Consider the following 18,807-nt stretch of genomic DNA (forward strand, 5'->3'; position numbering starts at 1 on the left):
GACTTTAAGCGAAGTAGGGCGTGAGATTGTCCCGGACACGGTCGAGAACGGTGGCGCCGCGCAGATCGGGCTCGAAACGTTCACCGGTGATTGTCTCATAGGCCTCGATATAGACCTTCGACGTCTGCTCGATCAGTTCGTCCGGAATTGTAGGGATCGGATCCTTGTAGGGATCGCAACGCTCGGTCACCCAGGCGCGCACGAAATCCTTGTCAAAACTCTTCGGCCGTTCGCCGGTTGCGAAACTCTCCGGATAGCTTTCCGCGATCCAGTAGCGGCTGCTATCGGGCGTATGGATCTCGTCGGCCAGCACGATGCGTCCGGACGCGTCGGTACCGAACTCGTACTTGGTATCGACGAGGATCAAGCCACGCTTTGCCGCCAGTTCCTGTCCGCGCTGGAAGAGCGCCAGCGCGTAGGATGAGACCGTATCCCATTGCTCCGGCGTCAGGAGCTTCTGCGCAACGATCTCCTCGGCCGAAAGCGGCTCGTCATGGCCGCCGTCGAAAGCCTTGCTCGTCGGTGTGATGATAGCGGTCGGGAGCTTCTCGTTGTCCTTCATTCCGTCTGGAAGGCGCGTCCCGTACATGGATCGCTCGCCATTGCGATACTTCGTCAGGATCGACGTGCTGGTCGTTCCCGCCAGATAGCCGCGCACGACGATTTCCACGGGCAGAATGTCGAGCCGCGTTCCCACGACGACATTCGGATCGGGATATTCGAGCACATGGTTCGGGCAGATATCCGCCGTCTGCTCGAACCAGTACCGCGCCGTCTGCGTCAGCACCTGACCCTTGAACGGGATCGCGGTGAGCACGACGTCGAATGCGCTCAGCCGATCCGTCGCGATAATAATCCGTCGCCCGTCCGCCAGATCGTAGTTCTCCCGGACCTTGCCGTTGTAGCGCCCGGGAAGCTCGGGAATTAAGGCATCGGACAGGATACGCTGGTTGGTGTCGGTCACGGGCAATCTCATCGCTTTGGGAAGAATAATCTCTCAGTGGATTAGACGTGCTGCTGCCATTGCGTCAATAGTATGGGAATTGGTCGGTAGAGGTATCGTCCTCGAAATACGTGCTGCAGCATGGCATACTGGAGCACCTGAACCCTAGATTGTTCCATAATCTATATTATGTGATCTATCTGTGTAGCCGCAAAGTTAAAGTGTCCTGTTTCTGCAAAGTTGGAATGTCACACTCCCCGGGTCTGAAGGACGTCTGGGAGATTGCAGATGGGATTGATAGCGATGAGCGAACGCGATCTGCAGCGGATCGAGGTTTTGTCGAAGGTGGTTGCCGGCCGGATGACCATGGTGTCAGCAGCGCATGTGCTTGATCTGAGCGAGCGCCAGATCCGCCGGTTGCTGGAGCGGATACGCACGGGTGGTGCGGCGTCGATCCGGCACAAGGCGATCGGTCGTCCATCGAACAACCGGATCGGCGATGGTGTTCGGGATTATGCGATGACGCTGGTCCGCGAACGCTATGCGGATTTTGGGCCAACCTTGGCGACGGAGAAGCTGGCCGAGCGGGATGGCTTGCGGGTTTCGCGCGAGACGGTTCGCGGCTGGATGGTCGATGCCGGACTCTGGCTGTCGCACAAGCAGCGCCGGACGTTTCATCGGCCGCGGTTGCGACGTGAGGCCTATGGCGAACTGGTGCAGATCGACGGGTCGGAACATCGCTGGTTCGAGGATCGCGGACCGCCATGTTCGCTGCTGGTGTTCGTCGATGATGCGACGGGCAAGTTGATGCAACTGCGTTTCGTGCGGTCCGAAAGTGCCTTCACCTACTTCGAGGCGCTGGCGCTCTATCTCCAGCGTCACGGCGCGCCAATTGCCTTTTATTCGGACAAGCATTCGGTGTTCCGGGTGGCGAGACAAGATGCCAAGGGTGGCCAGGGCATGACCCAGTTCGGGCGTGCGCTTTGCGAGCTAAACATCGAGATTCTCTGTGCAAATTCAAGCCAGGCCAAGGGTCGGGTCGAGCGGATGAACCGAACGCTGCAGGACCGGCTGGTCAAGGATTTGCGGCTTTCCGGCATTGACAGCATGGAGGCCGGCAATGCGTTCCTGCCGGATTTCATGGAGTCATACAATACACGATTTGCGGTTACCCCTGCCCGTTCGGAGGATCTGCATCGGCCGCTGAACCTGGCGCCGGATCGGCTGACGGAGATCCTATGCAAGCGCGAGCAGCGCTATGTCGGATCGCAGCTGACGTTTTCGTTCGAGCGCAAGCGGATCATGCTGGAAGAGACCGAGGTGACGCGTGGTCTGGTTGGTCGCTATGTCGAGACCTATGCCTATGCGGACGGCCGGCTGGATGTGCGTTGGAAAGGCTATTGCCTGCCCTACACGGTGTTCGACAAGGACCAGCGGGTGACGCATGCGGCGATCACCGAGAACAAGCGGCTTGGCGATGTTCTGGCCTATATCAAGGAGCGCCAGGAGCAGCCGTCGAAACCAGACGTGAAGACAAACAGCGACAAGAACGGTTACGTGCGACGCGCTCGCGGCCCGGGACGTCGGAAGGATTTCATGGACGATCCGGCGGTGATTGCGCGGCGTGGGAAGGCGCTGTCGCGGCAGCAAACTGCCGAGTGAAGAGGCGATTGGATCGTCTCAAAGCTAAAGCCGAAGGGTGTATCTATCACCCGCCCCGATCTGATCTTGCAGTTGCGATCAGCCGCTCAGATCGGGGCTGACCGGTGTGCCGTGTGGCGACCTCTCGGACATTTCTGCTTTGCAAACAGGCGGACATTCCAACTCCGACGCCACAAGTGCTGGGGTACATTCGATTTCCAAGGCTACATGCCAATCTCCAACTCGTGCATCTATAGCCCCTTACCTCTTTACCTCCCAGCGCAGCGGTAATCGGCACAGCGTCCTGGCTCTTCCCATCAGGCATATTCGGCGTAAGCTCAGGTCTACAGCTTCGGTTGATGGAGATGGTGATGGCGCGTGTGTTGTTGGGCGTTGGATTCGTGATGGCCTTGATGCTGTCGTCACCGGGACATGCCGCCGAACCGGTGGATACTGCGCGGTCCATTATCGGGCAGCAGATCGAGGCGTTTCTGAATGATGATGCGACGGCGGCGTATTCGTTTGCGTCGCCTCAGATCAAAGGGCTGTTTCCGAGCCAAGACCTGTTTTTCGAGATGGTGAAGCGCGGATATGGGCCTGTGTATCGGCCCGGGAATTTCGCTTTTGGCCGGAGCAAGATCGATGGTTCGACGGTCGTGCAGGAAGTCCTGATCTCCGGGCCGGATGGCAAGGACTGGACGGCGCTTTACTCTTTGACGCTGCAGCCCGACGGGACATACAAGATCAACGGCGTGCAGATGCTGCAACAAGCGCTGGGTCCGGAAATCTAAGAGTCTTGAAGGCATTGACCACCAGCGCGTGTATTAGCTAGGTTCACTTCTCAAAGAGGACCGAACATGCCATTATCCTTGCAGAAAGTCTGCGATATCCATGACTTCTTCGAGCCGGAGATCGACGCCATCATTCGGCGCGATCTTCGGTCCGTGCCGTTCGGCTCGCGCCGGGCGTGGGAATTCGCCATGATCTTCCGGGCTCTTGCGGCCAAAGGCAAGCTGCAGAGCAGTGCGCACGGGCTTGCGATGGGGGCCGGAACGGAAAAGCTGATCTATGCGATCGTTCCCCGCGTCGCCAAGACGGTCGTCACCGATCTCTATCTGCCCGATTCCGGCTGGATCGGCGTTCGCACGGAGAGCCCACGCGACCTCATCCGCAAGAAGGCGCCCTGGCCCGTCGATTTCGACAAGGTCGATGCGATGGCGATGGATATGCGCGACCTCAAATTTCCTGACGAGAGTTTCGATTTCTGCTGGTCGACGGGGTCTTTCGAACATATCGGGCATGACGAGGATTTCCTGCAGCACTTCCGGGAGGTCGAGCGCGTGCTGAAGCCCGGCGGCGTCTATGCCTTCACAACGGCTGTGACGTTCGGTGGTGTCACCGAGCGCATTCCGCACAACTACTACTTCGACCCCAACCATCTGGTCGATCTGATCCACGCCTCGCCGCTTCATGCCGAACCGGTCTTCGACTGCTACGTTCAGGATCACCTGCTCAATCGCCCTCACCCCGAGCGCTATCAGAGCTATGGTTTTGCCGCCGGCAACCAGATCTCCAAGCCGATCGTGTCTTTCCGCCGCGGCGTGACGCTGACGGCGAATGTGATGGTGCTGACAAAGGCTCCCGAGAGAGCCAAGATGCGGCCCCACGTCGAGGGCCTCGAGCGATCGCGTGCACGCCTGACGGATCAGGCCAACCACCTCATTCGGGAAACATGGGCCCGCCCGCAGTATCTGGAGACCACGATCACGGGGCGAACGCTCAAGGTTCAGCCCCAGGTTTTCGCCGATGGCCACGCCGAGTTCGACGTGATCGCACCGCAAGGGGCGCCAGCCAAGTACAAATGGGTCGTCAAGCGCAGACCCGTTACCTCGGTCTACACTTGGGAAACGCATGGAAAAGGCGACGTGACCGCACAGACGGGCACGTTCCGCTTCCCGACGCGTCGTGATTCTCTCTATTCCGTGAAGTTGGAGGCTGTCGGGGAAGGCAGTCTCGACCGCGTGGTCATCCGCGCCAAGGCTGCGTAGGTCTCGGAGCAACGGGAGGCGACCGCAAGAGCGGTTCACCCAACAGCCTGACCGCTCAACGACAAGCGGTCAGATCTCATTGCGTGAGAGAACCTCGGTCACACCGGAGCGAGGTCACCCCTCGCCCATTCCTCCTGCGTCTCCGCCATGAAGTCGGCGTAGCGACCCTCTTCGATCGCCTTGCGGATACCCGCCATGAGGTCCTGGTAGTAGGAGAGGTTATTCCAGGTCAGAAGCATGCCACCGAGCGACTCGTTCGCCCGAACGAGATGGTGGAGATAGGCGCGGGAATAGTCACGCGCGGCGGGACACGTGGATTGTTCGTCCAGCGGGCGCATGTCCTCGGCGTGACGGGCGTTGCGCAGGTTCACGCGTCCGCGGCGTGTGAAAGCAAGGCCGTGGCGGCCGGAGCGGGTCGGCATGACGCAGTCGAACATGTCGATACCGCGGGCGACCGATTTCAGGATGTCGTCCGGCGTTCCCACGCCCATCAGGTAGCGCGGCTTCTCGAAAGGCAGTTCCGGGCAGGTCGTGTCCAGCATATCGAGCATCACGGCCTGCGGCTCGCCGACGGCAAGACCGCCGACCGCGTAACCCTTGAGATCGAGGCCCGCCAGCGCCTGGGCAGATTTGATACGCAGCGCTGGATTGTCGCCACCCTGCACGATGCCGAACATGGCCTTCCCCGGCTGGTTGCCGAACGCGGTCTTGCAGCGCTCCGCCCAACGCAGCGACATCTCCATCGCACGCTCGATTTCGCGCGGCTCTGCGGGCAAGCGAATGCATTCGTCGAGCTGCATCTGGATGTCGCTGTCGAGCATGCCCTGGATCTCGATGGAACGCTCAGGCGACATGTGGTGCAGGGCGCCATCGACGTGGCTCTTGAAGGTCACACCCTGCTCGTCCAGCTTGCGCAGGCCGGAGAGCGACATGACCTGAAAGCCGCCGCTATCGGTGAGAATCGGCCCCTGCCAGCGGATGAGGTCGTGCAGACCGCCGAGGCGCGCGACGCGTTCCGGGCCGGGGCGCAGCATCAGGTGGTAGGTGTTGCCGAGGATGATATCGGCTCCAAGCTCCTTCACCTGATCGAGATACATCGCCTTGACCGTACCGACCGTTCCCACGGGCATGAAGGCCGGCGTGCGGATCGTACCGCGCGGCATGGAAACAGCACCGCGCCGCGCCTTGCCATCTGAGGCAGTCAGGTTGAACTGGAAAGTCTCTGTCATGGTTCGTTCCGGAAAAGCAGGCTGGCATCGCCGTAGGAGTAGAAGCGGTAGCCGTCCGCAATGGCGTTGGTGTAAGCGTCGCGCATGGTGTCGAGACCTGAAAAGGCGGAAACGAGCATGAACAGCGTCGATTTCGGGAGATGGAAATTGGTCATCAGAACATCGACGGCGCGGAACCGGTAGCCGGGCGTTATGAAGATGCCGGTCGGTCCCGACCAGGGCTCTATGCGCCCGTCGTCACTCGCGGCGCTCTCGATCAGGCGCAGCGAGGTGGTGCCGACGCAGACGATTCGCCTGCCCCTCGCCCGCACGGCGTTCAGCCGCTCGGCAACCTCGGCCGAGACATGCCCGATCTCCAGGTGCATCTTGTGGTCGTCGGTATCCTCCGCCTTCACAGGCAGAAATGTCCCGGCACCCACATGCAGCGTCACGAAATGCCGCTCGACGCCACGGGCATCCAGTGCGGCAAAGAGGCGATCGGTAAAATGCAGGCCAGCGGTGGGCGCGGCAACAGCACCTTCCTCCCGCGCATAGAGCGTCTGGTAATCCTGCCGGTCCTGGGCGTCTTCCGGCCGCTTGGAGGCGATATAGGGTGGAAGCGGGATGTGGCCGACGGTCGCGATGGCTTCATCGAGCGCGGGGCCGGAGAGATCGAACACCAGCGTAACCTCGCCGCCTTCCGTCTTCGCCTCGACGGTCGCATCCAGCGTGCCAAGCAGACAAGCCTCGCCGCCATGGCCGAAACGAATGCGATCGCCGGGCTTGATACGCTTGCCGGGCCTCGCAAACGCCTTCCAACGGTCGGGTGCGATGCGCATGTGGAGCGTGGTCGAGACGGCTTGTTCGGTCGCGCCTTCTCTTAGACGAACGCCTTCGAGTTGAGCGGGAATCACCTTGGTGTCGTTAAAGACAAGCGCATCGCCCGGCTGCAGGAGAGACGGAAGATCGATGACGCTGCGGTGTTCGAGCGGGCTGCCCGGGCGCACGATGAGCATGCGGGCGCTATCGCGCGGGCTGGCGGGCCGCAGGGCAATGTTGTCGTCGGGGAGATCGAAGTCGAAGAGATCGACGCGCATGAATGAGCATTTCTAAAAACGGATAAGGCCCGCCCGATGGCCTGAGCGGCGATCGGACGGGCCTTGCCATAGCCTGAATCAGGCGTTGGCGGCAATCTTCATCGAAACGATGCTGTCGGGATCCTTGACCGGCTCGCCGCGCTTGATGTTGTCGATGTTGTCCATGCCTTCGATGACCTGGCCCCAGACCGTGTACTGCTTGTTCAGCCACGGGCTGTCGGTGAAGCAGATGAAGAACTGCGAGTTGGCCGAGTTCGGCATCTGGCTGCGTGCCATGGAGCACGTGCCACGCACATGGCTGGTGGCCGAGAATTCGGCCTTGAGGTCGGGCTTGGACGAGCCACCCATGCCGGCACGGGCCGGGTTGAAGTCCTTGCCGCCCTGCTTGCCGAACTGCACGTCGCCGGTCTGCGCCATGAAGTCGTCGATGACGCGGTGGAACACGACGCCGTCATAGGCGCCTTCCGCAACCAGCTCCTTGATGCGGGCGACGTGGCCCGGCGCCAGATCGGGCTTCAGCTCGATCACGACCTGACCCTTGGTCGTTTCCATGATGATCGTGTTTTCCGGATCCTTGATCTCGGCCATGCTCTTCTCCTTCAAAGAAGTGTGGTGTTATTTGCCGACCTTGACGCTGATCATGCGGTCGGGGTTGGTGACGGAGCCGCTGTCGCCCTCGCCTTTCTTGATCTTGTCGACATTTTCCATGCCGGACACGACCTGGCCGACGACGGTGTACTGGCCGTTCAGGAACGAGCCTTCGTCGAACATGATGAAGAACTGCGAATTTGCGGAGTCAGGGCTCTGCGAGCGGGCCATGCCGACGGTGCCGCGCTTGAAAGGGGTCTTGGAGAACTCGGCCGGTAGATCGGCCTTCGAGGAGCCGCCCATGCCGGCACGACCGGCCTCGAAGTTCTTTTCGAGGTTGCCGTACTGAACGTCGCCCGTCTGGGCCATGAAGCCGGGGATGACGCGGTGGAAAGCGACGTTGTCGTAGGCGCCCTCTGCGGCCAGTTCCTTGATCCGCGCGACATGCTTCGGCGCGATCTCGGGAAGCAGTTCGATTACGACGGGGCCGCTTTTCAGCGTGATCGTCAGAAGGTCCTTGGCCTGGGCGACGGCTGCGCCTGTGAGCACCGCCAGGGATACTGCGCCTGCTAGGGCAAGCTTGAAGAATGTCATGATGGCTCCGTGTTTCGTCTGCGGATTTGCATGTGGCCGTGTCGATATAGCGCCCGAAGTGCCGACGTCAGCGCTGCGCCTTGCGAATTGCAAGCGCCTGGACCACCACCTTCGGCACGAACGGGCCGACATCGCCGCCCATGGCGGCGATCTGACGGACCAATGTGGCCGTTATGGGCCGCGAGGCCGTTGCGGCGGGAATGAAAAGGGTCTGGATGTCGGGCGCCATTTCGCGGTTCATACCGGCCATCTGCATCTCATAGTCGAGATCCGTGCCGTCGCGCAGCCCGCGAATGAGGAGCGAGGCGCCATGACGCCGGGCCGCGTTCACGACGAGATCGTCGAAGGACACCACCGAGACATCGGCGCTCCGCTCAGGCAACGCCTCGCCGATCGCGTGGCGGATCAGGGTGGCGCGCTCGTCGAAGGAGAAGAGCGGCGTCTTGCCGGGATGGACGCCGATGGCGACGATCAGGCTCTGCGCCACGTTGAGCGACTGGGCAAGGATGTCGAGATGCCCGTTCGTGATCGGATCGAAGGAGCCGGGATAGAAAGCTGTCGTCATCGCACCGTGTTCCGTTTGGGCAGTCTTGTGTCACGCCCGGCAGAGCGGCGCAAGATGCGCGGCTTGTTCCCCGGAAGCCATTCCGCTCGATCAAAGACAGTACACACAAGAATAGTCTCGCAACGTCTCTGGAACTTTTTTCCGTGATGCCTCGTTGAGGGTGCAGAAAGGATGACTGCCATGGGATTGATGCTGTTTTCGATGCTGATGTTTTTCACGATGATCTTTGCGACTGTGCATGCACTTCGCTCGGAAGTCGTTTCGAAGCCAAAGCCTGCCCGCCGGTTTGTCGTCACCAGATAAGGAAACGCGACATGGCCGTTATCATGATGATCGTGTCTGCAGTGATTAGTATCGTGTTCCTGTTTGACTTCACGAAGACCATTCTTCAGCTCAAGCGAGATCGCGAGGCCATCCGTGCCTCCCGCCGCCACAGCGAAGGGTTTTCGATCTAACATCCCATCTATCCCAATGCGACCTCCAGCGCGGCGGGATACAAAAAAGCCGGACGGTCCCCTGCCCGTCCGGCTTTTCCTATTCTTGCTGTTAGAGTTTCAGCGTCTGTCTCATAGCCGAAATTATTCGGACGCCGTATCCGGATCCTCAGTCGTCTCACCGGTTGCCGCTGTGCCCTCCTGAGCAAGCTGCTCATCGAGGATTGCAACGGCTGCCTCATCATCGTCAGGCTCGCTGATACGCTCGACGGACACGACTTTCTCGTCCTTCGCCGTCGAGAAGATCGTGACACCCTTCGTCGCACGGCTGGCGAGGCGGATACCGCCGACAGGAACGCGGATCAGCTGTCCGCCGTCGGAGACGAGCATGATCTGATCTGCATCTTCCACCGGGAAGGCCGCGACGAGAACGCCGATCTCGTTGGTCTTCGACGTATCGGTGGCACGAATGCCCTTGCCGCCACGACCAGACGTCCGGAAATCGTAGGTCGAAGAGCGTTTCCCATAGCCCTTTTCGGACACCGTCAGCACGAATTGCTCCTGTGCCTTCAGCTCGTCATAGCGCTCCTGCGAGAGTTCGCCGACGACGTCAGCACCATCTTCACCAACCAGCGTGATCTCATCGTCTTCGCCTGCGACAGCTTCACCAGCAACAAGACGCCGTTCGACGGCAGCACGCTTAAGATAGGCGGCGCGTTCCCACGGCTCGGCATCCACATGGCTGACGATGGTCATGGAGATGATGCGATCGTCCTTGCCGAGCGAAATGCCCCGTACGCCGATCGAATTGCGGCCGGCAAACACGCGGACGTCGTCCACGGGGAAGCGGATGCACTGGCCGAGCGCCGTAGTGAGGAGAACGTCGTCGCGATCCGTGCAGGTTTCCACCGACAGGATCTCGTCGCCGTCTTCCTCCAGCTTCATCGCGATCTTGCCGTTGCGATTGACCTGGATGAAATCCGACAGCTTGTTGCGGCGAACGGTGCCGCGCGTCGTGGAGAACATGACGTCGAGATTAGCCCAGCTGGCCTCATCCTCGGGTAGCGGCATGATCGTGGTGATGCGTTCGCCCGCTTCGAGCGGCAGCATGTTGATCAGGGCCTTGCCACGCGATGTGGGGGTCCCGATCGGCAGGCGCCAGACCTTTTCCTTGTACACGATGCCGCGCGAGGAGAAGAACAGCACAGGCGTGTGCGTATTGGCAACGAACAGGCGCGTGACGAAATCCTCGTCGCGGGTCGACATGCCGGAGCGGCCCTTGCCACCGCGGCGCTGCGCCCGGTAGGTCGTCAGCGGTACGCGCTTGATGTAGCCGAGATGCGACACGGTGACGACCATGTCCTCGCGGGAGATCAGGTCCTCATCGTCCATATCGGGACCGCCCTCGACGATCTCCGTGCGGCGCGGGGTGCCGAACTCATCGCGGATGGCCGACAATTCGTCCTTGACGATCGTCATGATCCGCAGGCGCGAGCCAAGGATTTCAAGGTAATCGCTGATCTCGCCGCCGATCTTGTTCAGCTCGTCGCCGATTTCGTCACGGCCGAGTGCCGTGAGGCGGGCAAGACGCAGTTCGAGGATGGCGCGGGCCTGTTCCTCGGAAAGATTGTAGGTACCGTCATCGTTGATCTTGTGGCGGGGATCGTCGATCAGGCGGATGAGCGAGTCGACGTCATGGGCCGGCCAGCGGCGTGTCATCAACTGCTCGCGTGCGGTCGCCGGATCCGGCGCTTCGCGGATCAGCTTGATGATCTCATCGATGTTGGCAACCGCGATGGCGAGACCGACGAGCACGTGGGCCCGCTCGCGCACCTTGCGCAGCAGATACTTGGTGCGGCGGCTGACGACGTCCTCGCGGAAGGCGACGAAGGCGCGCAGCATGTCGAGCAGGGTCATCTGCTCGGGCTTGCCGCCGTTCAGCGCCACCATGTTGCAGCCGAAAGAGGTCTGCAGCGGTGTATAGCGATAAAGCTGGTTGAGAATAACCTCGGCATTGGCATCGCGCTTCAGCTCGATGACCACGCGGTAGCCCTGCCGGTCGCTCTCGTCGCGCAGGTCGGAGATGCCTTCGATACGCTTGTCGCGTACCAGCTCGGCCATCTTCTCGATCATCGTCGCCTTGTTCACCTGGAAGGGAACTTCGGTCACGATGATCATTTCGCGATCATTGCGCATCGGCTCGATATGCGCCTTGCCGCGCATGATGACCGAACCGCGGCCGGTCTCGTAGGCAGAACGAATGCCGGAGCGGCCCATGATCATGGCGCCGGTCGGGAAGTCCGGACCCGGGATGATCTCCATCAGCTGCGGCAGTTCGAGCGCAGGATCTTCGATCAACGCGATGCAGCCCGTGATGACTTCGGACAGGTTGTGCGGCGGAATGTTCGTCGCCATGCCCACCGCGATGCCGCCCGCGCCGTTGACGAGCAGGTTCGGAAACTTCGCCGGCATGACGACAGGCTCGGACAGCGTGCCGTCATAGTTGTCGCGGAAATCGACGGTTTCCTTGTCGAGATCGTCCAGAAGCGCGTGCGCCGACTTTTGCAGGCGGCATTCGGTGTAACGTTCGGCTGCCGGCGGGTCGCCGTCGATGGAACCGAAGTTGCCTTGCCCGTCGATCAGCGGCAGCCGCAGCGACCAGGGCTGCGCCATGCGCGCCAGCGCGTCGTAGATCGCGAGATTGCCGTGCGGGTGATACTTACCCATCACGTCCCCGGTCACACGAGCGCATTTGACGTATTTCTTGTTCCAGTCGATCCCGAGCTCGCTCATGCCGAACAGGATGCGCCGGTGCACCGGCTTCAATCCGTCGCGAACATCGGGGAGCGCACGGCTGACGATGACGCTCATCGCGTAATCGAGGTAGGAGCGCTGCATTTCCTCGATGATGGAAATGGGCTCGATGCCTGGTGGGTTCTTGCCGCCGCCGGGAGGTGTTTGCTCAGTCAATTTGGGTCACGATCGTTGGTCAGAATCAGAGGGCTACATATAATCGATACAGCGCCCTTGCGCTAATTTGCGCAGGGAGTTGTGAACAGTCTTATGCCTTTCTGGCAGCAAAAGGGCGGCTTTCCAAGGTAAACTTGCAGCTTGGGGCCCCTGCCCCTTTACCCAAAACGTCGCTTGAGCCTAACTGGCCGCTCGCGCGAAACGCGCCCCGGAGAGCGGCATGACCGATACCGACCTTCTCATCAATGCGTTGACCACGATCCTCGTGACCATCGACCCGCCGGGCCTCGCGCCGATCTTTCTCAGCCTGACCGCCGGAATGAGCCGGAGCGAACGCAAGCAGGTCGCCTGGCGCGGCAGCCTCATCGCGTTCTGTATCCTCTCGGTGTTCGCACTCTTCGGCGACAGCATTCTCGGGCTGCTCGGCATTTCCATGGGTGCGTTCCGCATCGCCGGTGGGCTTCTGTTGTTCTGGATCGCCTTCGAGATGATCTTCGAGAAGCGCAACGAGCGGAAGGAGAAGACCGGGGAAACGGCAACCCTGAGGGATCACATCGAGAATATCGCGGTCTTTCCGCTCGCCTTGCCCCTTATCGCGGGACCGGGCGCGATTTCGGCCACGATCTTGCTCGCCGGCTCCTATCCCGGCACCGTCGGGCGTCTCCAGCTGATCCTCGTCATCGCGGCGTGTGTGGCGATCCTGTTTGCAGCGCTCGTCATCGCCGAGCGCATTGATCGATTTCTCGGGCAAACCGGGCGCGCGATTCTCACGCGCCTTCTCGGCGTCATCCTCGCCGCGCTGGCCGTCCAGTTTGTTGTGGATGGCGTGACCTCGGCATTCGCGCTGAAGGTTTGACATCTCCGCTAGGCAGCGTCCCGGCAGTCGGCAACGCTACTGGTAGAAGAAGCAGACGCAGTCGGCCTTCGCCGCATCCTCGGCAGCCCAGACGCGGGCCGCGAGGCGGCTCGCCTCACCGCTATCGCCCAGGCGCAGACCCAGAAGCGACGTTGCCGCCAGCTTGGCGTTGACGGCATCGATCTCGACCATCTTGCCTACTTGGTGGACGCCATCGCGTGGTGTCCAGGTGAAAAATTGAACATTGTAATGCATGGCGTTCCTCCCGCTCATACCGACGCGGTCGTTCCTCAACGGACCGCTAGAAGACCATACCATAAAATTGCGCAAATCCATATGGCTTAGGCGCTCGCGTGCCCTTGGCGGAACTTACGGGTCTGCTGCCCGTTGCTCCTGTCAAGAATACGAGGGGCGCATCGTCGCTCCGGACCCGAGGAGATGGATATGGCGAAAATACTGGACGAACGCGGCGACGTGCGCTCGACGCAGGAACTGAACAAAAAGGTTACCGTCAGCCCGACGGAAGCGCGCCAGGGCGGCGCCGGCCGCCCGGTCTTGATGGTCCTGATCGGCGGCCTTTTTCTGGCACTGATCGCGTGGGGTGCGGCAGAAATGTTCGGCGAGAGCACGGACAATGATGCGGCGACCGATCGTCAGCAGACGGAGCCCGCTCAGAACGGTCAGGCGACACCGGCCAATCAGGGCACGATCGACAACACGCCGGCGAATGGCGAGCAGATGCAGCCGGCACCTGCCGACCGCGATCCTACCCCGCAGACGGGTACGACGAACGGGTAAACTGCTTTCGAAGAATGAGAAAAGGCCGGGTCAAACCGGCCTTTTTCATATGCGCTAAACGCGAGCGGCCTTCGCGGCGGCTTTCGCCTGCTTCCGGCGGCCCCACCAGACGGCCATGCGGCGGCGCTTGCGGCGGATGTAGGCAGAATCGTGCGACAGCACGACGAGACCGAGGGGCACCATCCAGAATCCGAGAATCGGCAGGAACCCGAGAAGGCCGCAGACCACCAGCAAACAGCCGATGAGGACGCGAAGCCACTTCTGGCGGGGCAGCGGCATATGCCACGAACCGATCGACAGCTGCGGGCCATGCGGGCGCGGCGGAGCCGTCTTCGTGTTCGCACCAGCACCCTTCTCGCGGGTGTTGCCCGACGGGCGTGCGCCTGCGTCAACCTCGTTCATCATCGTCCAATCCGGCCTCATCCACTCCGAACGACCCCTGTCGCCCATGTTGGCCCTGAGGTGTGCTTCGCATCCGAGTTTGTCCACAGCGAGACGCGTTTTTTTGAAAAAAGCGCTTGGCAAATCGAAAAAGCACCCGTATTAGCAGCCTCACTTCTGCAGCGCAGATGTTCCCTGGTAGCTCAGCGGTAGAGCATTCGACTGTTAATCGACAGGTCGCCGGTTCGAATCCGGCCCGGGGAGCCATTTTCTTACACGAGATCATGGCACGTGGCTTTAGGTCACACGACTACCGCACCCTCCTTCATACTGTTGTGTTCATCCGTAAAGGCTGGAACATTTGTCTTTACCCTGTGTTTTCCGGTCATCACGGAGAGTAAATCATGGGTAACAGCGACCATAACAGCACGTCCGGGCAGAAACGTCCGACCGATGTCAATCCAACGGCGGATGACGCCACGGTGGACGAAAAGGATTCCATCGCCCCGACATTCGTGAAACCTGCAGACGAGAGAGACGCCAGCGAACGGCCCGTGGTTAATCCTGTGACGGGCGGGGCTTTTTAGGGATGCGGCCGGTGGTGAAATTCGCCACGCTTGTGATCGGCAGTGCTTTGGCCCTCGCGGCATGCACGCCCTACGAGGTTCAACCGATTCCCGGAAGCATCACTTACAGGGGACATCAGCCGCGAACGAAGCTGACGAAGTCGCCGATCGGCAGTACCTTCACCAACCAGATTATCGATGAATACGGCTGCATGGCGATGGAGACCTACCGCATCGAACCCGACAGATCATTAAAGCTCCTTCGCCGTTCACGCTCGGCCTCTTCTGGCGGTTTCGGCTTCTCCTGCTGAGCGTTGAGAGTACCCACCGGGTCCGTGACGACTCGGTCGTGGCATTCATTTGTTTTTGAAACCTTCTTGATCCACACCCCGTCCTTGATCGTAAGACCGGCAAAGAAAACAGACGGATCAAGATGGACGACGTGCATCAACGGGACAAGAGCCCGATCATTGTATGGTTTCGCAAGGACCTTCGCACAGACGATAATCGTGCGCTGGCATCTGCCGTAGAAACAGGCCGTCCGGTCATTCCGCTCTATATTCGCGAAGACAATTCCGAGACTGGTCCCCTCGGCGAAGCGCAGGCCTGGTGGCTGCACCATTCGCTGACCGCGCTTTCCGCGCAGATCGAGACCTGCGGCTCACGTCTCATTTTGTTGAGTGGTGAAGCAGAGACGGTTCTTCGGCAAATCATCAAGGACACCGGCGCGTCTGCTGTCTTTTGGAACCGGCGATACGATCCTGCCGGCATCAAGGTCGATACGAAGCTGAAAGAGGTCCTCTCTAAAGACGGGCTGGAGACGGCGAGCTTTGCCGGAGCGCTCATGCATGAGCCGTCTCGTGTGAAGACAAAGACCGGCGGTCCGTACCGGGTCTACACACCCTTCTGGCGTGCGATAGAGGCCGGTGGCGAGCCGCCCGAGCCCGTGGACGCTCCGGAAAAGTTGCCAGCGCCGAAGACGTTTCCGCGGTCGGAGAAGCTTAATGACTGGGGTCTGTTGCCGAAGCTCGAATGGGCCGCGGATTTTTCGCGGCGCTGGGAGCCGGGCGAAGCCTCCGCACGAGAAAAGCTTGAGGATTTCACGGACGGCACGATCGACGGATATCGCGAGTCGCGCGAGCGGACCTGGGAAGCGGGAACGTCGCGGCTCTCTCCGCATCTGGCGATGGGCGAGATTTCTCCGGCCCGTATCTGGCACGCGACGCGCGGCCTGTCGAAGGCCGATTCGGCCGACGTTATCACCTTCCGCAAGGAGCTGGTCTGGCGGGAGTTCGCCTATCATCTCCTGTTCCACAATCCTGACATGCCGACCGAGAGCCTGAACCGGAAATACGACAAGCTCGGCTGGACGAATGGCGACGACGATTTCGATCGTTGGAAGACGGGCATGACGGGTTTTCCGATCGTGGATGCCGGCATGCGTGAACTCTGGCGCTTCGGGACGATGCACAACCGCGTCCGCATGATCGTCGGGTCATTTCTGGTGAAAGATCTGCTGATCGACTGGCGGCGGGGCGAGCGCTGGTTCCGCGACACACTTGTGGATGCCGATCCCGCGAGCAATGCCATGAACTGGCAATGGGTTGCCGGTTGCGGTGCCGATGCCTCGCCTTTCTTCCGTGTCTTCAACCCGATCACGCAGGGCGAAAAGTTCGATACCGACGGCCTGTACGTTCGTGAGCATGTGCCGGAACTTGCCGACATGCCGAGCGACTGGATCCATCATCCGTTCGAAGCACCGTCCGCTGTTCTCGCCAAGGCCGGGGTAACGCTGGGCGAGACCTACCCCAAACCGATCGTCGACCACGCCAAGGCGCGGGATCGCGCGCTTGCCGCCTACCGCAACATCAAGGATGCCGCATGACCTCCCCTCTTTCCGCCGGCATCCCTTCCACGAACGGCCGCCTCTCGATCGCCGTTGTCGGCTCGGGCATTTCCGGCAGTTCGGCGGCCTGGGCGCTGCGCGACGTTCACGACGTGACATTGTATGAGAAGGCCGAGAGGCCTGGCGGGCATACGGCTACTGTGGAGGTCGATTACGACGGGCAGCATATCTCGGTCGATACGGGTTTCATCGTCTATAACGAGCCGAACTATCCGAACCTGAAAGCGCTTTTTGCCGAACTCGACGTCGAGACGCTGCCGAGCAGCATGAGCTTTGCCCTGTCGCTCGACCACGGCGCGCTCGAATGGCGCGGCGGTCCATTCACAGGCCTCTTCGCGCAGAAGCGGAACATGCTGCGTCCGTCCTTCCTCCTGATGTTGCGCGAGATCCTGCGTTTCAACAAAATCTGCCTCGTCGATCGCGATGCGGGCCGGCTTTCGGAAATGTCGATCGGGGACTATCTCGACTGGCGCCGTTTCTCGCCCGGCTTCACCAACAACTACCTGCTGCCGATGGCGGCTGCGATCTGGTCGGCGCCTGCCGCCAAGATGTTGGAGTTTCCGGCTGATCACTTCATCCAGTTCTTCGACAATCACCGCCTCGTTTACGCGACGCCCCATCCGTGGCGCACGGTGGCAGGGGGTAGCCGGGTCTATCTCGACAAGCTGCTGGGCCCCCTCGGCAACCGGCTGAAGCTGAACTGTGGCATCCGCTCTATTCGTCGCGACGGGCGAAAGGTGCACGTGACGGAAGACGATGGCACGGTGCGGGTCTACGACAAGATCGTCATTGCATCCCATTCGGACCAGGCTCTTGCCATGCTCGCGGACGCGACACCGCAGGAGCGCGCCGTGCTGGAAGCCGTGCCCTACAAGCCGAATCGCGTCGTGCTGCACCGGGATGTGGCCCTGATGCCGAAGCGGGAGAAAGTCTGGGCCTCGTGGAACTACCTTCGCTCGACACGCCCGGGTTCTGACAGCCAGGTGGCGGTGACATACTGGATGAACAGTCTGCAAGCGATCGACCCTGCCTGCCCGCTCTTCGTCACCCTGAACCCCGAACGCGAGCCCGATCCGCGTCTGGTCTTTGCCGAGTACACCTACGACCATCCGCAGTTCGATGCTCGCTCGATCGATGCGCAGAGGCAACTGAAGACCATCCAGGGTGACAACGGCACGTTCTTTGCCGGCGCGTGGACGGGTTACGGCTTCCATGAAGACGGCTTGTCGTCTGGCTTGGCAGCGGCGGAAACGCTCGGCGGCATCATACCGTGGCGGCTTGCTCCGGCGCCGATCTTCGCCGAAGCTGCGGAATGACCGATACGCCTCCCGATGTCGGACGCCTGCATGCACCGCCCTCGGAGCCGGCGCTGCTGTATGCCGGCGATGTGATGCACCAGCGCATGAAGCCGCTCGGGCACAGGTTTTCTTATCGCGTCTTCTCGCTGATGGTAGATCTCGATCGGCTCGATGCAGCAGACACGAAAAGCCGTGCGTTTTCCATCGACCGCTTCAATCTCTTGTCGTTCCATCAGAGCGACCATTCCGGACGCACGGACATTTCGCTGCGCGCTTATGTCGATGGCCTGCTTGCCGATGCCGGTGTTTCCGCGCCTGCGGCGCGGGTTCTCCTCGTCTGCTATCCGCGCATTCTCGGCTGGGTCTTCAATCCCCTTGCCGTCTACTACGCCTATGACGCTTCCGATGCGCTGGTGGCGCTGGTTTACGAGGTGCGCAACACCTTCGGCGAGCGACATAGCTATGTCTGCCCGATTTCATCCGGGCAGGTGAGCGATGCCGGTGTTCGGCAGGAATGCGACAAGATCTTCCATGTGTCGCCCTTTATGCCCATGGCCATGCGCTACCGGTTTCGCATGGTGCCGCCGGGCAAGGATATCCGCTGGCGAATTCTGGAGACGGATGCCGAGGGGCCTGTGCTTTCGGCGACCTTCTCCGGCCATGCGCAACCGCTGACGACGGGCAATATCCTGCGCCTCGTCGGCCGTATTCCACACCTTACTTTGAAGATCGTGGCTGGCATTCACTGGGAGGCGGCGAAGCTCTGGTGGAAGGGAGCACGATATATTTCCCGACCCACACCGCCCGCCCCGACCAGCGTCTGGACCGACGACCGCCGCGACGAGCCGGCACCGCGCCGACTGTCACCACAACCCACCTCCCACCGAGAGACTTGCAGCCCGGCCGAATAAGGC

Annotated in this window: 20 protein-coding genes and 1 tRNA gene; 12 read left to right on the forward strand and 9 right to left on the reverse strand. The window is 61.0% G+C overall.

Annotation, left to right across the window (positions count from 1 at the left end):
• Positions 1–4 precede the first annotated feature (4 nt).
• Positions 5–964: a phosphoribosylaminoimidazolesuccinocarboxamide synthase gene (locus tag G8E10_RS17875; RefSeq protein WP_343289819.1), complete on the reverse strand. Its 960-nt coding sequence runs from the start codon at positions 962–964 to the stop codon at positions 5–7.
• A gap of 267 nt (positions 965–1,231) precedes the next feature.
• On the opposite strand from G8E10_RS17875, the gene G8E10_RS17880 reads away from it, so the two are divergent.
• The 3 genes from G8E10_RS17880 to G8E10_RS17890 all read left to right on the forward strand — a co-directional run bounded on the left by G8E10_RS17880 (position 1,232) and on the right by G8E10_RS17890 (position 4,632).
• Positions 1,232–2,605, forward strand: a complete 1,374-nt coding sequence (locus G8E10_RS17880; protein WP_167130144.1) for an ISNCY family transposase — start codon at positions 1,232–1,234, stop codon at positions 2,603–2,605.
• Positions 2,606–2,955: 350 nt separating this feature from the next.
• Positions 2,956–3,375, forward strand: a complete 420-nt coding sequence (locus G8E10_RS17885; protein WP_167130145.1) for a DUF4864 domain-containing protein — start codon at positions 2,956–2,958, stop codon at positions 3,373–3,375.
• A 66-nt stretch (positions 3,376–3,441) separates the two neighbouring features.
• The gene (locus tag G8E10_RS17890) at positions 3,442–4,632 is read left to right on the forward strand and encodes a class I SAM-dependent methyltransferase (protein ID WP_167130146.1); all 1,191 of its coding nucleotides are present in this window, start codon (positions 3,442–3,444) and stop codon (positions 4,630–4,632) included.
• A 98-nt stretch (positions 4,633–4,730) separates the two neighbouring features.
• Here the strand turns inward: G8E10_RS17890 and tgt are convergent, their stop codons facing one another.
• From tgt to coaD, 5 genes are all read right to left on the reverse strand, one after another.
• Positions 4,731–5,861 carry a tRNA guanosine(34) transglycosylase Tgt gene (tgt, locus tag G8E10_RS17895; RefSeq protein WP_167130147.1) on the reverse strand — a complete coding sequence of 377 codons (1,131 nt, stop codon included), beginning with the start codon at positions 5,859–5,861 and terminating at the stop codon, positions 4,731–4,733.
• Complete coding sequence (queA, locus tag G8E10_RS17900; protein ID WP_167130148.1) at positions 5,858–6,937, reverse strand: tRNA preQ1(34) S-adenosylmethionine ribosyltransferase-isomerase QueA; 1,080 nt, start codon at positions 6,935–6,937, stop codon at positions 5,858–5,860. The genes tgt and queA overlap by 4 nt, the downstream gene beginning before the upstream one ends.
• Before the next feature lie 78 nt (positions 6,938–7,015).
• Positions 7,016–7,525, reverse strand: a complete 510-nt coding sequence (locus G8E10_RS17905) for a peptidylprolyl isomerase (RefSeq protein ID WP_110730971.1) — start codon at positions 7,523–7,525, stop codon at positions 7,016–7,018.
• Between the two features lie 27 nt (positions 7,526–7,552).
• Positions 7,553–8,119, reverse strand: a complete 567-nt coding sequence (locus tag G8E10_RS17910) for a peptidylprolyl isomerase (protein WP_110730970.1) — start codon at positions 8,117–8,119, stop codon at positions 7,553–7,555.
• 67 nt (positions 8,120–8,186) lie between these two features.
• A complete protein-coding gene (coaD, locus tag G8E10_RS17915) occupies positions 8,187–8,684 on the reverse strand; it encodes a pantetheine-phosphate adenylyltransferase (protein ID WP_110798892.1) in 498 nt (165 codons plus the stop codon).
• Positions 8,685–8,998: 314 nt separating this feature from the next.
• Between coaD and G8E10_RS17920 the strand changes: the two genes are divergently transcribed.
• The gene (locus G8E10_RS17920) at positions 8,999–9,139 is read left to right on the forward strand and encodes a hypothetical protein (protein WP_162743107.1); all 141 of its coding nucleotides are present in this window, start codon (positions 8,999–9,001) and stop codon (positions 9,137–9,139) included.
• Between the two features lie 123 nt (positions 9,140–9,262).
• On the opposite strand, the gene gyrA is transcribed toward G8E10_RS17920, so the two are convergent.
• On the reverse strand, positions 9,263–12,088 hold the full coding sequence (gene gyrA / locus G8E10_RS17925) for a DNA gyrase subunit A (RefSeq protein WP_167130149.1): 2,826 nt from the start codon (positions 12,086–12,088) through the stop codon (positions 9,263–9,265).
• A gap of 220 nt (positions 12,089–12,308) precedes the next feature.
• On the opposite strand from gyrA, the gene G8E10_RS17930 reads away from it, so the two are divergent.
• Entirely contained in the window at positions 12,309–12,944 is a 636-nt protein-coding gene (locus G8E10_RS17930; RefSeq protein WP_110798890.1) for a MarC family protein, read from the forward strand.
• Between the two features lie 36 nt (positions 12,945–12,980).
• Here G8E10_RS17930 and G8E10_RS17935 read toward each other — a convergent pair whose 3' ends face one another.
• Positions 12,981–13,199 (reverse strand): hypothetical protein, encoded by a 219-nt coding sequence (locus tag G8E10_RS17935; RefSeq protein WP_110730967.1) that lies wholly within the window; start codon positions 13,197–13,199, stop codon positions 12,981–12,983.
• Between the two features lie 189 nt (positions 13,200–13,388).
• Here G8E10_RS17935 and G8E10_RS17940 point away from each other — a divergent pair, with 189 nt between their 5' ends.
• Positions 13,389–13,742 (forward strand): hypothetical protein, encoded by a 354-nt coding sequence (locus G8E10_RS17940; protein ID WP_110798888.1) that lies wholly within the window; start codon positions 13,389–13,391, stop codon positions 13,740–13,742.
• Positions 13,743–13,796: 54 nt separating this feature from the next.
• Here the strand turns inward: G8E10_RS17940 and G8E10_RS17945 are convergent, their stop codons facing one another.
• Positions 13,797–14,147: a hypothetical protein gene (locus tag G8E10_RS17945; RefSeq protein ID WP_245507056.1), complete on the reverse strand. Its 351-nt coding sequence runs from the start codon at positions 14,145–14,147 to the stop codon at positions 13,797–13,799.
• 168 nt (positions 14,148–14,315) lie between these two features.
• Here G8E10_RS17945 and G8E10_RS17950 point away from each other — a divergent pair.
• From G8E10_RS17950 to G8E10_RS17975, 6 genes are all read left to right on the forward strand, one after another.
• A tRNA-Asn gene (locus tag G8E10_RS17950) sits at positions 14,316–14,390 on the forward strand.
• A gap of 137 nt (positions 14,391–14,527) precedes the next feature.
• Positions 14,528–14,710: a hypothetical protein gene (locus G8E10_RS17955; protein ID WP_167130150.1), complete on the forward strand. Its 183-nt coding sequence runs from the start codon at positions 14,528–14,530 to the stop codon at positions 14,708–14,710.
• A gap of 14 nt (positions 14,711–14,724) precedes the next feature.
• Entirely contained in the window at positions 14,725–15,000 is a 276-nt protein-coding gene (locus tag G8E10_RS17960) for a hypothetical protein (RefSeq protein ID WP_343289821.1), read from the forward strand.
• A gap of 122 nt (positions 15,001–15,122) precedes the next feature.
• A complete protein-coding gene (locus tag G8E10_RS17965) occupies positions 15,123–16,574 on the forward strand; it encodes a cryptochrome/photolyase family protein (protein WP_167130152.1) in 1,452 nt (483 codons plus the stop codon).
• Positions 16,571–17,911 (forward strand): NAD(P)/FAD-dependent oxidoreductase, encoded by a 1,341-nt coding sequence (locus G8E10_RS17970; RefSeq protein WP_167130153.1) that lies wholly within the window; start codon positions 16,571–16,573, stop codon positions 17,909–17,911. The genes G8E10_RS17965 and G8E10_RS17970 overlap by 4 nt, the downstream gene beginning before the upstream one ends.
• Positions 17,908–18,804: a DUF1365 domain-containing protein gene (locus G8E10_RS17975; RefSeq protein WP_167130154.1), complete on the forward strand. Its 897-nt coding sequence runs from the start codon at positions 17,908–17,910 to the stop codon at positions 18,802–18,804. Before G8E10_RS17970 ends, G8E10_RS17975 begins: the two co-directional genes overlap by 4 nt.
• The last annotated feature ends 3 nt before the right edge of the window (positions 18,805–18,807 follow it).

This window comes from Ferranicluibacter rubi, assembly GCF_011603255.1.
Classification (GTDB): domain Bacteria; phylum Pseudomonadota; class Alphaproteobacteria; order Rhizobiales; family Rhizobiaceae; genus Ferranicluibacter; species Ferranicluibacter rubi.